Below are 15,094 nucleotides of genomic sequence, written 5' to 3' on the forward strand. Positions count from 1 at the left end.
ACTCTTCTCCCCTAACCTTCGTTTTCGGATTTGCGCCGTGTAAAGATACGGATCGGTGTTCCCTGGAAGTCAAACGCCGCGCGGATCTTGTTCTCCAAATAACGCTCATAGGAGAAATGCATCAGCGATGGGTCATTGACGAATACGACGATGGTCGGCGGCTTCACCGCCACCTGGGTCACGTAGTTAATGCGCAGACGGCGACCTTTATCCGTAGGCGGCGGGTTGATGGCTACAGCGTCGGATACGACGTCGTTGACAAGATGGGTCGCAATGCGCAGTGCATGCTGCTGGGCAACATGCTGCACTACCGGAAGCAGTTTTTGCAGGCGTTGTTTGGTCAGCGCTGACAAAAAGACTACTGGCGCGTACGTCATGAACAGGAAATGATCGCGGATGCCGTTTTCGAAATGCTGCATCGTTTTATCATCCTTTTGGACCGCATCCCACTTGTTGACGACGAATATAGACGCTTTACCCGCGTCATGAGCGTAGCCGGCGATATGTTTGTCCTGGTCGATAATGCCTTCTTCGCCGTTGATGACGACAAGCACCACATCGGCACGTTCGATGGCCCGCATCGCGCGCATGACGCTGTACTTCTCGGTCGATTCGTACACCTTGCCGCGCTTGCGCATCCCGGCCGTGTCGATCAGCACATATTTCTGTCCGTCCCGCTCAAACGGCGTATCGATCGCATCCCGGGTCGTCCCGGCCATATCGCTTACAATAACCCGTTCCTCACCCAGAATGGCGTTGACCAGCGACGATTTGCCGACGTTTGGCCGTCCGATCAGGGCGACGCGGATCACGTCGTCATCGTATTCGTCCTCTGTCTCTTCAGGCAGCAGCGCGGTAACCGCATCCAGCAGATCGCCGATTCCCGTGCCGTGGCTGCCGGAGATGCCGATTGGATCACCGAAGCCGAGGCTGTAAAATTCGTAAATATCCTCTGCGCGCTTCATATTGTCCACTTTGTTGATGGCCAGCACAACCGGCTTGCCGGAGCGGAATAAGATCTGCGCCACCTCTTCATCCGAGTTTGTCAAGCCGCTCTTGGCCTCGCACATGAAGATGATAACATCCGCTTCTTCGATGGCCAGCTCCGCCTGGGCGCGGATCGATTTCAAAATGAAATCCTCGCCATCAATTTCAATACCCCCGGTATCGATTACGCTGAAGGACACACCGTTCCAATCGGATATTCCATAGATCCGGTCGCGCGTAATGCCCGGTTTATCCTCCACGATGGCGAGCTTATCGCCAATCAGTCTGTTAAATATCGTCGATTTCCCGACGTTAGGCCTCCCTACAATGGCCACAACGGGTCTTGCCATAATTCATTCCTCCTGTCTTCCTACCCCTCATCATAGCAAAAAACGGTTCTTTTGGCTAACACAGCCGCTAGAATTCCTCGCAAAGCGGGGCCTTGGCTTTGTCTCTTGATCAGATACTTTGCGTGGATCCGGAAATGATGCGAAAAACACAATAGGCGAACCCCCATGTCGGGGGTTCGCCTATTACTTTACCCGTAAGCTTTCAAAATAATATTAGTTATTACCTTTAAATTTGTCCAGCTTGTCGCCGAAACGTTCAGCCAGCGTGAAGCTCAGGCCTTCGTTGTTCAGCGAAACGTTCGGGTTGTTCAATACTTCTTTAGGCGCTTTGTCCGCTCTGTCTCTGCCGCCGGTGCGTTCAGGTCTAGGAGAAGGCGCAGGAGCCTCTTCGGTTTCCTTGATGCTGAGGCTGACGCGTTTTTCGGACGGGTTGAAGTCCAGTACTTTCACTTGAACTTCTTGGCCTTCTTTCAGCACTTCATGCGGAGTGCCGATATGTTTGTGGGAGATTTGCGAAATATGCACAAGGCCTTCCACGCCAGGAAGCAGCTCAACGAATGCGCCAAAGTTCACGAGACGTTTAACCGTACCGGTCACGATGTCGCCGATGTTGATTTTGCCTGCTGCGGAATCCCAAGGACCTGGGGAAGCTGCTTTGATGCTCAGGCTGATTTTGCCTTTTTCCGGATCCACTTTCAGTACTTTCACGCGAACCTTGTCGCCTTCGGATACTACGTCAGCCGGTTTGTCCACATGGTTCCAAGCCATCTCGGATACGTGAACCAGGCCGTCTACGCCGCCGACATCAACAAAAGCGCCGAATTGGGTCAGGCGTTGCACTGTACCTTCGATCACTTGGCCTTCAGCCAGCTCGGACATGATTTTTTGTTTGTTGGCTTCGAATTCCTCTTCCAGCACTTCCTTGGCAGAGAGAATTACTTTGCCGTTTTCGCGGTCGAGTTCTTTGACTTTGACGCGCAGCGTGCGTCCTTTATAGTCGCTGAAATCTTCAACGAAATGACGTTCAACCATGGAAGCCGGAATAAATCCGCGTGCGCCTACGTCGGCAACGAGACCGCCTTTAACCACGTCGGCTACAGTCACTTCGATCACTTCTTGGGAAGCGAAGAATTTCTCGAGGTCATCCCAGGATTTTTCGCTGTCGATCGCGCGTTTGGAGAGCACAAGGCTTTCCTTGTTATCATTGATGCTTACCACTTTGCATTCCACCTCTTGTCCTACTTCTACCGCGGAAGCAGCGTTGTCCAGTTGTACGGAAGACAATTCGCGAATCGGAATTACGCCGTCGTATTTATATCCAATGCTTACATAAGCTTGGTTATCTTCGATTTTGACGATTGTTCCTTTCACGGTATCGCCTTTTTTGAGAGAAATGATTTCAAGACCCTCTTGGCTTGTCACTTCTTCTTCTTTGCTGGAAGCTGCTGGTGCGGATTCTACCGTTTCCGCTACTTCCACATTCTCGTTCTCTTGCGCAGTTTCCTGGTTTCTAGTTTCTTCAGACATGTGATTACCCTCCTCGATTCAAAACCCCATTTATTTAAACCCGCGTGGTCGCAGGGTTCAAAACAGTATTGCCTCCTCCAGCGCCTTGCGCCTTCGGATTAGTATGTTCCAAAAATTAGTCGTTATGCCGCGCGCTAGTTCACAGTCGGCTTGCCGGTACGCATCATCTCATGAATCCGGCCCATAATGACATCGGTAACCTCTTCAAAAGATTCGCTGCCTGCGCCTTCATAAGCGCTAAGATCAATAGGCGCACCGTAAATGACCGTCATCCGGCGAAAAAGCTTGTAATTGCCCACAATGGCGGCCGGCACTACGGCAGCACCGCTGCGAAGCGCAAAACTTGCCGCACCTTTCTTCGCCACTCCGGAGTCGGAGTTGCGCGTTCCTTCCGGAAAGATGCCCATAACATGTCCGCCGCGAAGCGTCACCAGGGCGATTTTAATGGAATCTTTGCTTACGCCGCCACGCTTTACCGGAAAAGCTCCCAGCTGTCTGATCAGCCAGCCGAGCACGGGAACCTTGAAAAGCTCCGCCTTGGCCATATATTTGACCTGGCGTTTCAGTTTGATGCCGATCGTCATCGGATCGAGCAGACTGATATGGTTGGCGCAGAGCAGCACTCCGCCCTCCTTCGGCACATTCTCTTTACCCACAATCTTCAGTGGATATAACACGGCATAAATCATGCGGAGCAAACTGCGGCAAATGACATAAATCATAAATGATTCCTCTCCCCGTCGACATAAGATCTGCAGTGAGAAACGATCGCTTCCACAACTTGATGGATATCCATATGCGTGGTATCCAGTAATATCGCGTCGTACGCCCGGCGCAGCGGAGAAATCTCCCGGCTCTCGTCAAGACGGTCACGTGCGGCGATGTCATGTTCAAGCTGTTCCAGCGTAATCTTTTCCGCATCCTTCAGTTCTTTATACCGGCGGAGCGCCCGCTCCTCAACACTGGCTGTCATAAAAATCTTAACTTCGGCATCCGGCAGCACGGTCGTTCCGATATCGCGGCCGTCCATCACCACGCCCTTACGCTGTGCCATCTGCCGCTGCAGCTGGCTGAGACGGGATCTGACGCCTTCGATCTTCGAATACTGCGACACCTGGCCGCTGACCTGAAGACTGCGGATATGAGCAGTCACGTCTTCCCCGTCGATGAGCACCTTCTGTACATCCTCTTCCGGAATCAGTTCGATGATCATATCGCGGACCACCTGGCTCACTCGCCCATGATCTTCCGGGGGTATGCCTTCGCGGATCATATACCAGGTAATGGCCCGGTACATTGCTCCGGTGTCGACATAGATGTAGGACAATTTCTGTGCTACCAAACGGGCTACAGTGCTCTTACCTGCCCCGGCAGGTCCGTCGATGGCGACGTTAATTCTGTCTTCAGTATGTGTACCCTGCCTATGCAACGGGGCATTCCTCCTCAAAACACACCTTATCAAGAAAAAAGCAGGCATTGCCTGCAACTTATGAAATTATACCACAGTTTATAACGCAGTGCAAAACCGCATGGCGATAATGGTCACAATAATATACTAACGATTGCGGAAATCAAACTGCCGTTCAAAGCAATAACGGATCACTTTTTGCCGTTCGGAATCGGTGATCGTTACGAATTTCAGCATGACCAGATGGCGTCCGTTCTCCAGCTTCTTCACCCTCACGATTTCGCCTTCAAAGCTGGCATGCTCCGTCGAGCCGTTGCGGTACGGGAGCAGCAGCCAGCAATGCAGTTTGCCCCCTTCATCCGGCTTGACGCTGGCGTCGCTCAGAAACGACACGCCCCCGCCGCCCACGTCGTCCGTGCGGACGAGATAACGCGCGCCTTGAGCATCCTTCACCGCCAGCTCCAGTTCGGCATCCACGCGCAGAAAGCTGCGGCGCTGAATCTTGGAAATGGCCTCCGGAGCAGGCTTGCGCACCCGCACCATGCGGATGACATCCTCTTGAAAACCGATCACGTACGTACTGAAATAATTTTTGATGCCGCCTTCGGTCATGAAATAGACGGAAAGCTCGTCCCCGACGAACAGCTTTTTCAGCCGGCCGTTCTTCTCCTGCATCGGAATCTCAATCAGCAAGGCATCTTCTTCGATTTCGGCAATTCGCGATCTGTATTCGATATCGGACTCGGCCGTATCGCTTGAGGCGATATGTATGTAGAGATATTCATTGATTTTTGGATACAAATGGTTCACCGCCACAAGGATGTAATATATTCATCCCCGATTATAGCATGGCGGTTTGCCGACCGGTTAAAAAAATTGCCGTCATGCAGGCAAAAAGGCGTCTCCCCATCGGAAAACGCCCTCACCCTTTCTATAGAAGCATCTTTATTGTTGCTGTGCGCCCGAGGAGGTCCGCACCTCTTCTACCGTCTCCTCGATGCCGTCGGATGCGTTGAGATAAATCCTGTACTGCGAACCGTTGATTTTACCGCCGAACTCATAGGTCAACACTTCGGTGGCGTCGTCGTTTTCAATCCAGGCCAGCCGGTGGTACAGTTCCTTGAAGTCCGGATTCAGCATTTTGCGTGCTTCGGCAAGCGAAAGCTGCGGCTTCGGAATGACTCTCTTCTCCTGATGCTCGCGGACATAATCGCTGGCCTGGAAGCCTACTGGTTCGCCGGTATCCAGACCGGTGCGCACGGTGATTTTCTCCGGATAAATCAGCACGCCATTCTGGCTGCTTACAAACGTCATATTGCCAAGATTGTCATAACGGTCGGCACTGACCGCCGTCATCTGCGGGAAGCCTTTGCGTTCCAGGAATTTAACAGCTTTGGCCACGGCTTGCTTCATGGACACCTGCGCCTGGCCGACCTCCCGGTTATTGTTATAGGAGATCAACAGACCGCCTTCACGGGTAAAATCCATGCTTATCGCTTCCTTGCTTCCCGGCTCGTTCACCGTCGCAGTATAGGAAGACCATTCCGTGCCTTTGCCGTTTTCCACGACCTGAATCTGCGCATTTGCGCCGGCGTCTGCGTATTTCAGCGCCTTCTGCTTGATTTCTTCGGCCGTAACCGGCTTACCCCCGAGTTTTTTCACGGAGCGTTTATCATAAATACTGGCCACGGAAGGTCCCCAGTCCAGTTCGGGATATGCCGCCACACGCTTGTCCACGGTCTTGAAGCCGTCGATGATCGTGTTATCCTCTGCCTTATCCTCCGTGGCAAGCGCAGACTCTACGTCCATCCAGCGCAGCTTGTTCGTGATAACCTTGCTCTGTACCTCCTGCAGATCCTTCGAGATATCGCCGGAGCTTTTATACAACGCTTTGAGATTGCTGAGTTCTCCGTCCGTCAACGGTTTTTTCGTAAAATCCCGAACCGCCGCTTTATAGGAAAAATTCGAAATTTTCGAGAGGAATTCTTCCGTCTGGCTAAAAGGCAGCAGCGTCAGCGGAAGCTGGTTGATCTCGTTCTGCGCCTCGCTCGTCAGCCGCCAGACATTCACCAGCCCTTTGCGGTGCACCCCGCTGGCAGCGGAATTGACGGCAAGCGTATTCCCCAGTTCTCCATGGAGACGCTCCATGTGAAAGGACAAATCGTGAAAGGCGCGCTGATACTGGTTTTCCGCCTTCAGCAGTATCGAATTCTTCTCCTGGTTCTCCTGATACCCCCAAACCAGCGCTCCCACCAGCAGCAGCGCGGTCAAAGGAAACAGAATGGCGCTCAATCTTCTGTACATAATGCCGCAAGACTCCTTCCATAGCGTATTGCCGTTAGTGTGACAATAAGAAGGAAGTCTTATGCACCTGCTTTAAGCATGCTCTTCGATTTCAAAGCCGCTGCTGCTGTTGCAGAGACATTGCTTGAATCCGGTTTGAATGATCCCCTGCTCTCTGCTGCCTCTGAGAATATAAATCTCGCCGCACTGTTTGCAAATGATCCGGACTTTTACACGCAAAAAAAAGACACCCTCTTCCCTTCTGGATTCCCGCCATGCGGACTGCCTTCAGGTATAAGTGTGTCCATCCTTTTTAGAGGTTAACCTCTTCCTCCCGTTTTAAAAACCGGAACGGCGAACGGTTGTTAGCCCTCGCCACCTTGCCCATGTTGCCGTACCAGAGGATGGCCATGAGCGGCACGATAAACCAGATCCAGTAGATCGTCATCGTGTTCAGGATAAAATCATAGATTCCATGCCAGAGCCAAGGGAGCAGGAGTGAAACTAGGAGAATTCCCCGCCGGCTCCCGCCGGAAAATTTCGCTCTACCCATGTGGTAACCCATCACGACGCCAAACATCGCATGGCCCGACACGGGCAGCAGCGCCCGGAGCAGCATGGAGCCGAACGAAGCGTGGCTGTACCAGGCGTACATTACATTCTCAATCGTCGCAAAGCCAAGGGATATGGCCACGGCGTATAGTATTCCATCATAAGGCTCGTCAAATTCGGTATGGTTGTAAATCATATGGTACAGCACAAACCACTTCAGGCATTCTTCCACTCCGGAGGAGATCAGGAACGACTCCACATACGGCCCGCTGTGCAATCCAAGCATAAGTCCACGCTGAATGATCATAACCGGAAAAACGATTAAGAGTCCCAGCAAAAAGACTTTGACCACCATATGCAGCGGCTCCTGATCATATTTATCCTTTAAATAGAAAAAAGTCAGCAGCGCTAGGCCCGGTGCCACTGCCGACGAAATAACCGATAACAAAAGCACCGAATACCCTCCCCGCAAACTCTTTCTACCCTAGGGAAGAGAACCTTCTAATAGGGCCCTCCCCCTCCGGTACGCTTAATATTGCTGGCGTTTAAAGTGGGTGCACAACGTCTGAATCGCGTTCTCCGCCATTACGGTCTTCCCGTATTCTCCAAGCACCGCTTCGGTCACCGGCGACGCGTCGCCGAACTCCGCGAGCACGCCCACCAGGGCTACTAGCGTCTGCTCTTCGTAATCCTTCGGATCAAAATACAGATACCATTTATCGTTATAAGAATACAGCTTGCCTTGGGAGGTAATATTGCCGATCAGCACATGGGCGGCTTCGACGAGAGCTTCGAAATCACGGAATACATATACAATCGAATCGGTTTGTTCGAGCGTAACTTCCATTTCAAAGATGTCTTCGGGCAATTCATCTTCCCCGGACGTACCGTATTGACTATGGTCATATTTCCCCCGGGTCACAATAACGACCATTCCTTGGGCGGGCAAAGCAAAAACTTCCACGGCCAGGGGACCCGTTGCGTCGAATCCAAGCTCGCTGTAAGCCTGATCCATCATTTCCGTAAACAGGTCATGAACCTTAGGAACTTCCTGCCACATGTCTTCCTTCTGGATGCCTCGTTCGCTCAGGTCGTCAAAAGTGAGGAAAATCCGTATCTTATCTTGGCTTAAACGTTCTATTCTCATGACAGGATCCTCCTTTTGAAAGCTCATTTGATAATAGTGTATGATGAGTCCCGAGTATTGAGCCAAAAATGGTTACTATGTATGTATGTTATCATTTTGGGAAGGCAAATGCACGTGAATAAATATATAAAACGCTCTTTACCGACCGCGGGGATAAAAAAAGAATCATTTTGCGAAAGCGGCGCTTCCTCAAAATGATTCTGCAGCGGCGATCCGGTTTACAATCCGGGTATTGCGGTGTGGGTATCCTTAAGGATTTTCTCCACTTCGTGCTTGACCTCCGGATTGCTGCGGATAAAATCCTTAAGCATCTTCAGGTTCGATTCCTTGGACTGCACCGGGGATTCATGCTTGTGTTCGGCGGAGGATTTCAGTCCGCTTTCTTTCTCTTCCTTAGCCTCGCGAGCCGTATCGCCGAAGCCGGTCACCGCCATGCCCAGAATCTTGTCTTTCGCCCGTTCGCCGGCTCCGCTAAAAGAGCCGTTCATCAGCGAAGACATGGCGACTCCGCGTTTTCTGGACACCATGACACCGGCTACAGCACCCATCATGACCCCGCACAAAAATGACGAAGTATTCATACCTCTGGCCTCCTTGTATGGTAAAATCATGTGTAGTGTTCGCGGAAAGCTAGCCGCTCATACAAACAATCAACTAGAAAGCGAGATGAAAAAAGTGGGTAAATGGACATCAGCGCTGCTGCTGACCGTTCTGCTGCTGTCGGCATGCGGCAACAATACGGGCAACGGCACTACATCAGGGGACAATTCTCAGCCCACGGCGACGGCGACGGCATCCCAGGCTCCGGAGCCTGTACAGACGGACGCACCGTCGTCGGCGGCTCCTTCGCCGTCTCCATCGCCGACGGCAACACCGGATACAGCAAGCGCATCTCCCGGAAGTGAAGCTGCGGGGGATCCGGAGAACATTCCGCTTTTGTATCATATGAACAAAAATTACGATATCGTGCCGAATGACGAAGGCACCGCTAAAAAAGTCGTCCTGCTCACTTTCGACGACGGTCCAAAAGAAGCGGCAATGATTAATCCGCTCATGGATGTCCTGGACAAACATCACGCCAAAGCAATCTTCTTCGTCAACGGCTACCGGGTGAAGGAACATCCCGAGCTCCTGAAGCTGATCCACGACCGCGGCGGCATCCTCGGGAATCACAGCTGGGATCACATCGTGCTGAAGGATAAAAGTTATGCGGAAGTAAAAAAACAGATCGAAGACGTGCAGGCCATCGTCAAGGAAACGACCGGCGAAACGCCGGTGTTTTTCCGGCCTCCGCACGGGGCGGGCGGCGATGTCGGCAAGAAGGTCGCCGCCGAGAATCACCTGCTCTACATGACCTGGTCGAACGGATCGCTCGACTGGGAGATGAAAGAGAAGGAAACCGGCAAAACCGGTAAGCTGATCAAAAACGTCACCGACCAGCTCCATTCCGGCAGCAATATCCTGATGCATGAGCTACCGTGGACCGTGGAGGCGCTGGACCAGCTGCTGACCACGCTGGAAGGCAAAGGCTACAGCTTCGTTGATCCGCGCAGCATCTCCACCAAGGCGCCGGTGGCAAAATAAACGGACGATCATCAGCATCGTCCGTAAACACAAAGGTGCACCTCTGTCCCTTGCAGAGGTGCACCTTTTGTTTGGCCGCCGGGGCCGCTGCTGCGCCGCCCTACCGCGTGCGGCGCAGGGTCAACACATGCATTTCCGCAGGGCTGCGGAAACGCAGCGGCAAATGCGCCGTGCCGAAGCCCCTGCTGATGAACAGCCGGACCGGCGGCTCGGACCGCCCGGTCCCCCGCGGCAGCAGGTACATGCCGGCGCTGTATTCCCGGTAGAACGCCTCCACATGCCGGCGTTCCAGCAGCGGCGGCACGACCTGGCCGCCGTGGGTGTGGCCGGCCAGAATCAGATCGGCCGGCAGCTCTTCCCGCTTCTCAAGCCAAAGCGGGTCATGGACGAGAATGATCCGGCACAGGTCCTCCGTGCCGGCCTCGCGGACCGGCAGGGGCGCATAGGCACGTTTGCCGCCGGTCCGCGGAAAGTCCACGCCGGTGAGCAGCAGCTCGCCGCCGGGATGCCGCAGCACGACGTTCTCGTCGAGCAGGAGGCGTACGCCGCTCTCCCGGAGGATGGCATCGACCACGGCGAGGTCCGCCTTGCCGTCATGGTTGCCATGCACGGCATAGGCCGGACCAATGGAAGCGGCAAGCCGCATATTGTCCCGCAGCCGCTCCGGCGGATTGCCTCCCTGCGTCAAATCGCCGCCAAGCAGCACGGCGTCCACCCGGCCCCGCAAGGGTTCGAGTAGCTTCCCTGGCAGCCGTCTTGCGTGAATATCGGTGATCAATAAAATGCGGAAGCCCGAAAGGCTCTCGGGCAAATGTTCAAGCGGAATATCCAGAGGAATCATGCGTTTGCCAAACGCGGAAATCACCATCGCCAGAAGACATCCGGCAACGGCCAGCACAAGCACGATCAGGATTATCGGCAACAACCGGCGCTCACTCCCACAATGTTCTTAGTTCAGGCGCGCCCTCGATTCCCCACCAGAGCAGGGAAACCAGCAGCAGCAAAAAAACGACGATCAGGGAATTGACAAACATCTTGCTGAGGCGAACGCGTTCGGAAGGATAGGAGGAGGCGCGGGAAGGCGTGGCTTCCCCCGCAGCCGAAGACGCTTCGGTCCCCGGCTCCGTTCCGGATATCCGGTCCGATCCCCTGCCACGCTTGGTTAGCCTTTTTACAGGGGGAACCTGAACGGTCTCTGCAGGCTGCAAAGACGCACGATCCTCGGCCTGCACCGCTCTCCGGCTTAACCGGAATCCTCCGGCCGAAGCCTTTGCCGCCGCGGCGGAATGGCGTTCCTTCCGTGATAATGCAATGGGTGAACCGCTAAGATCCTCAGCCGCCGCCGGTGCGGCAGGGTCAAAAAGATTCTGAGCGGCAGGGACTGCCGGCTCAGCGGGGACAGATGGCGCGCCGCGTTTGCTTGTTTTCTCTGGCTGCATGCTTGCTTTTTCCGGTTTACGGCGGGATTTGACCCGGCTAAGCTCCACGTTCAAGCCTCCCTTCTGTAACGGATGACGAGACCCGAGAACAGGTCGATCGCAAAATGGCAAAGAATCGGCGCCCACAGGCTGCCGGAATGAATGTATACATAACCAAGCCCGTAGCTGCTGAGGAACACCCAGCCGGTCGGAATCCAGTGGCGCAGATACCTGATGTGGATCACCGCGAACAGGATACTGGTCCAGTATGGGCCGAGGGAATGCTGGATGGCTCCGCGGAACAGCAGCTCCTCGCAAATGGATACGATGGCGGCAATAAAAACAATGTGCCAAATTGGCCGGCTTCTGAACAGCAGTTCGTTGATTCCGCCGTCATTCATGCTTTCTTCGGGTACGATATAGGTCAGAATAAAGTCCACCACGAGCATAACGGCCGCAAGTCCGAGGCCCCAGTAAACGAATTTGGCGTCGTGGGGAAAATTTAATAGCGAAATGGGATTTCTTTTCTGCAATAATATCCATATGAGACCGATAAATAAAGTAAGACCCTGCGTAATATACAAATTGATCAGCAAAAGCCTGTCGGTTAAATGCTGCGGATCGGCTTTTTTAATTTTAACTTCGCCCAACTTGAACTTTTTCACGTAATCAACCCGTTCTTAAGTGATTTATAAATATATAGATAATTTTTCCAGAAAAAGGAGCAGTCATTTATGAGTAGCCGCAACTCCCGCACCCAAATGTTATACACACTCGGATTCTTATTCTTCCTAATATGCGCATTTGCCGCTTTTTTTACGGGAGTGAAAGTTGGAGCAGACAAGACGGAGGCCAAATATGTCCATCCGGATCCCGAAACGCCGGAGGAGCATGCCGGCTCTTACCAGCAGCAGGACCTTGTCGCTTTCTACCATAATGTATTTTTACCTTATCGGGAATTCAAGCGCAACTGGAACAATGAGGTGGACACGCTCTCCCGCAGCACCAGCGCCCGCGAAAACGCGGCGAGCCTGAAGAATCTGAGCCTGCTGGCGGACAAACAGTACGAGAAGGTCAACCAGGACTCCCTCTTCCAGAACTCTCCGCTGCTGAGCCAGTCCCAGCTTAATATTCTCAAGAGCCTCAGGCTGTTCTCGCAGGCTGCGGATAAGGTGACCGCCGGCTCGTCTGGTTCAGAAACGGCCAAGCTGCTGAAGAAGGAAGCATTCACCGTCAGCGCCGTCAGATACGGGCTTCTCGGACAGAAGGACTTCTACGACTCTATGCTCAAATGGGGCTCCAAACAAAACGGCAAAATTCCTGCCGAATCCGGCGAGCTGAAGACCTTGTCCTTCGTCCAGTGGAAAAAAATGCCGCTGCTGCAGAAAAACGCGACCATCGCTTCCATTATGCTGAACCGCAGTATCTACGCCGGCTTCGATCCGCAGGACATCACCGCAAAGATCGACGATATGATCTATTCGGGCACGGCCAGCTCCCTGGGGCTGAAAGACGTGCAGTCATCGGTCAATCTCCTGATCTCCACCGGAGCCGTCCAGGAGCAGGATTACATGAAATGGCGGGAGCAGTATTACGGCAAAGAAACTGTACCGCAATTGCCTTTTTTCTATGAATAAACCAGCTATTGCATCATAACGAAAATTACGTTCCACTTCAAGACGAACACCGGAAACGGCCTATTGACACAGTTGGCACGGTCATGTTACATTATGAAAAATTAATCAAGCAAAAAGCGATGACGGAACAGGGTTACCCGCAGTCTTCAGAGAGCCGGTGGTTGGTGCAAACCGGTAGGCAACGGTATTCCCTTAGCGCTCCCGAGGTATTGTATCGAAGGTTCAGTAGATGCAATCGGTTCACCCCGTTAAAGGTGTGGCCTTTTAGAGGCCTATAAGGCTGCCTTCGCAAGAAGGCGGTAAATTAGGGTGGTACCACGACAACTCTCGTCCCTTACTACGGCAGTAGTATGGATTCGGGAGTTTTTTTGTTACCTGAATCTGTTTCAGGCGGCATTCGCCCCAAAGGGCGGCCGGCAGCGGTTTTATGTACTTTTCTTCTTTTATGCGACAGCGCGTCACTACGTTATTCAGACATCTCTTCCGGTACTGTGGACTGCCTTTGCGGGCATCCTGGACATATTATCTTTATTACGATTAAGGGGGAAAAGAAAACATGTTTAAAGTATTAGTATCGGACCCGATCAGCGATCTGGGGATTCAGCAGTTGATGGACGCGGAGGATGTTACCGTTGAGAAAAAGACGGGCCTCAGCGAAGACGAGCTTGTTGCCATTATCGGAGAATACGACGGCTTGCTGGTTCGCAGCCAAACGACCGTTACCGAGAAAATCATCGCGGCCGGCGAGAAGCTCAAAGTGATCGGACGCGCCGGCGTCGGCGTCGACAACATTAAGCTGGAAGCGGCGACGCAGCGCGGCATCGTCGTCATTAACGCTCCGGACGGCAACACGATTACCACTTGTGAACATGCTTTCGCTATGATGATGGCGCTTGCCCGCCATATCCCCCAAGCCTATGCCAAAACAATTACCGGCGTCTGGGACAAAAAGAGCTTCCTCGGCGTAGAGCTGCGCGGCAAAACGCTCGGCGTGCTCGGTATGGGACGCATCGGCAGCGAGGTCGCCAAACGGGCCAAAGCCTTCGGCATGAACATTCTCGCGTATGATCCGTTCCTGACTGCGGACCGTGCGGAGAAGCTTGAAGTGAAGCTCGCCTCCGTCGACGACATCGTGCGCGGCGCCGATTTCATTACGGTGCATACGCCGTTGACTCCCGAGACCCGCCACATCATCTCCCGCCCGCAATTCGAAGTCATGAAAAAAGGGATGCGGATCATCAACTGCGCCCGCGGCGGCATTATCGACGAAATGGCTCTGATCGAAGCGATCGACAGCGGTATCGTTGCCGGAGCAGCTTTCGACGTATTCGAGAAAGAACCGCCGGAAGCGGATCATCCGTTCCTGTCGCATCCAAAAATCATCGTCACTCCGCATCTGGGCGCTTCCACGGTGGAAGCCCAGGAGAACGTCGCCATCGACGTATCCGAGCAGGTGCTTAATATTTTGCGCAACGAACCGTTCATCAACGCCGTCAACATGCCTCCTGTGGCTCCGAGCGTCATGAACAAACTTCAGCCTTACTTTACGCTCGGCGAACGTCTGGGCAGCTTTGCCAGCCAGCTGACACACGGCGCGCTCGGCGAAATCGTCGTTGAATATGCCGGCGACCTGTCGGACGTGGACACCCAGCCGCTGACCCGCTATATCGTCAAAGGTGCACTGGAGCGCTTCCTCGGCAGCGATGTGAACATCGTCAACTCCTTCCATCTTGCGAAGAGCCGCGACGTGAACGTCGTCGTAACCAAAGCGCCGAAGACCAAAGGTTTTACGAACCTGATTACCGTAACGCTCAAAGCGGAACACGGCGAAGAACGCCTGGTGGCAGGCACGCTGCTCCAGGGCTACGGCGAACGGATCGTGCGCCTGGGCAAGTTCCCGATCGACATTGCGCCGGAAGGCCATCAAATCTTCATCTCGCATAACGACAAACCGGGCATCATCGGTCTCGTCGGTACGCTCCTCGGCGAGAACGGCGTCAATATTGCCTCCATGCAGGTGGGCCGGCAAGTGGTCGGCGGCGAAGCCATCATGCTGCTGACCATTGACAAGGAAGTTCCGCAAGCTGTGCTGGTGAAGCTGGCCGGATTGCCGGAAATCAATGCCGCGGAAGAAATCAACCTGAAGTAAGATTCGGCAAGTTATATTGAAGTAATCCTATAAGCCAATAGCAAACAGAGCA

The 15,094-nt window shown here is 53.4% G+C and carries 16 protein-coding genes and 1 other annotated feature; of the genes, 3 read left to right on the forward strand and 13 right to left on the reverse strand.

Going from position 1 to position 15,094, the window contains the following annotated elements; genetic code table 11:
- Positions 1-11 precede the first annotated feature (11 nt).
- The 10 genes from der to BMW84_RS08770 all read right to left on the reverse strand — a co-directional run bounded on the left by der (position 12) and on the right by BMW84_RS08770 (position 8,835).
- Positions 12-1,337 (reverse strand): ribosome biogenesis GTPase Der, encoded by a 1,326-nt coding sequence (der, locus tag BMW84_RS08730; RefSeq protein WP_091066733.1) that lies wholly within the window; start codon positions 1,335-1,337, stop codon positions 12-14.
- Positions 1,338-1,550: 213 nt separating this feature from the next.
- Positions 1,551-2,864, reverse strand: coding sequence for a 30S ribosomal protein S1 (gene rpsA / locus BMW84_RS08735; protein WP_091066736.1), 1,314 nt, complete (start codon positions 2,862-2,864; stop codon positions 1,551-1,553).
- Between the two features lie 134 nt (positions 2,865-2,998).
- Positions 2,999-3,586: a lysophospholipid acyltransferase family protein gene (locus BMW84_RS08740; RefSeq protein WP_091066738.1), complete on the reverse strand. Its 588-nt coding sequence runs from the start codon at positions 3,584-3,586 to the stop codon at positions 2,999-3,001.
- The gene (gene cmk / locus BMW84_RS08745; protein ID WP_254772898.1) at positions 3,583-4,293 is read right to left on the reverse strand and encodes a (d)CMP kinase; all 711 of its coding nucleotides are present in this window, start codon (positions 4,291-4,293) and stop codon (positions 3,583-3,585) included. Before cmk ends, BMW84_RS08740 begins: the two co-directional genes overlap by 4 nt.
- A gap of 126 nt (positions 4,294-4,419) precedes the next feature.
- Positions 4,420-5,073 (reverse strand): flagellar brake protein, encoded by a 654-nt coding sequence (locus tag BMW84_RS08750; RefSeq protein ID WP_175498709.1) that lies wholly within the window; start codon positions 5,071-5,073, stop codon positions 4,420-4,422.
- Between the two features lie 144 nt (positions 5,074-5,217).
- Positions 5,218-6,576 (reverse strand): germination protein YpeB, encoded by a 1,359-nt coding sequence (gene ypeB / locus BMW84_RS08755; RefSeq protein WP_091066743.1) that lies wholly within the window; start codon positions 6,574-6,576, stop codon positions 5,218-5,220.
- 72 nt (positions 6,577-6,648) lie between these two features.
- Positions 6,649-6,795, reverse strand: a complete 147-nt coding sequence (locus tag BMW84_RS24740) for a hypothetical protein (protein ID WP_175498710.1) — start codon at positions 6,793-6,795, stop codon at positions 6,649-6,651.
- A gap of 73 nt (positions 6,796-6,868) precedes the next feature.
- Positions 6,869-7,561, reverse strand: coding sequence for a glutamic-type intramembrane protease PrsW (gene prsW / locus BMW84_RS08760; protein ID WP_091066745.1), 693 nt, complete (start codon positions 7,559-7,561; stop codon positions 6,869-6,871).
- 75 nt (positions 7,562-7,636) lie between these two features.
- Complete coding sequence (locus BMW84_RS08765) at positions 7,637-8,254, reverse strand: genetic competence negative regulator (RefSeq protein WP_091066748.1); 618 nt, start codon at positions 8,252-8,254, stop codon at positions 7,637-7,639.
- Between the two features lie 218 nt (positions 8,255-8,472).
- Positions 8,473-8,835 (reverse strand): hypothetical protein, encoded by a 363-nt coding sequence (locus BMW84_RS08770; RefSeq protein ID WP_091066750.1) that lies wholly within the window; start codon positions 8,833-8,835, stop codon positions 8,473-8,475.
- Positions 8,836-8,929: 94 nt separating this feature from the next.
- Between BMW84_RS08770 and BMW84_RS08775 the strand changes: the two genes are divergently transcribed.
- Entirely contained in the window at positions 8,930-9,838 is a 909-nt protein-coding gene (locus tag BMW84_RS08775) for a polysaccharide deacetylase family protein (RefSeq protein ID WP_091068192.1), read from the forward strand.
- Between the two features lie 100 nt (positions 9,839-9,938).
- Here BMW84_RS08775 and BMW84_RS08780 read toward each other — a convergent pair whose 3' ends face one another.
- From BMW84_RS08780 to BMW84_RS08790, 3 genes are read right to left on the reverse strand one after another with little or no spacing between them, the layout of a single operon-like run.
- Positions 9,939-10,763: a metallophosphoesterase gene (locus BMW84_RS08780; protein WP_091066752.1), complete on the reverse strand. Its 825-nt coding sequence runs from the start codon at positions 10,761-10,763 to the stop codon at positions 9,939-9,941.
- 7 nt (positions 10,764-10,770) lie between these two features.
- Entirely contained in the window at positions 10,771-11,325 is a 555-nt protein-coding gene (locus tag BMW84_RS08785) for a hypothetical protein (protein WP_091066755.1), read from the reverse strand.
- Positions 11,326-11,327: 2 nt separating this feature from the next.
- On the reverse strand, positions 11,328-11,921 hold the full coding sequence (locus tag BMW84_RS08790) for a type II CAAX endopeptidase family protein (RefSeq protein ID WP_091066757.1): 594 nt from the start codon (positions 11,919-11,921) through the stop codon (positions 11,328-11,330).
- A gap of 69 nt (positions 11,922-11,990) precedes the next feature.
- Here BMW84_RS08790 and BMW84_RS08795 point away from each other — a divergent pair, with 69 nt between their 5' ends.
- Entirely contained in the window at positions 11,991-12,893 is a 903-nt protein-coding gene (locus tag BMW84_RS08795; protein WP_091066759.1) for a hypothetical protein, read from the forward strand.
- Between the two features lie 110 nt (positions 12,894-13,003).
- Positions 13,004-13,231 (forward strand) — a binding site (T-box leader).
- A 218-nt stretch (positions 13,232-13,449) separates the two neighbouring features.
- Positions 13,450-15,042 (forward strand): phosphoglycerate dehydrogenase, encoded by a 1,593-nt coding sequence (serA, locus tag BMW84_RS08800; protein ID WP_091066763.1) that lies wholly within the window; start codon positions 13,450-13,452, stop codon positions 15,040-15,042.
- The last annotated feature ends 52 nt before the right edge of the window (positions 15,043-15,094 follow it).

It is taken from the genome of Paenibacillus sp. NFR01 (assembly GCF_900111565.1).
In the GTDB taxonomy this organism is placed as follows: Bacteria; Bacillota; Bacilli; order Paenibacillales; family Paenibacillaceae; genus Paenibacillus_AQ.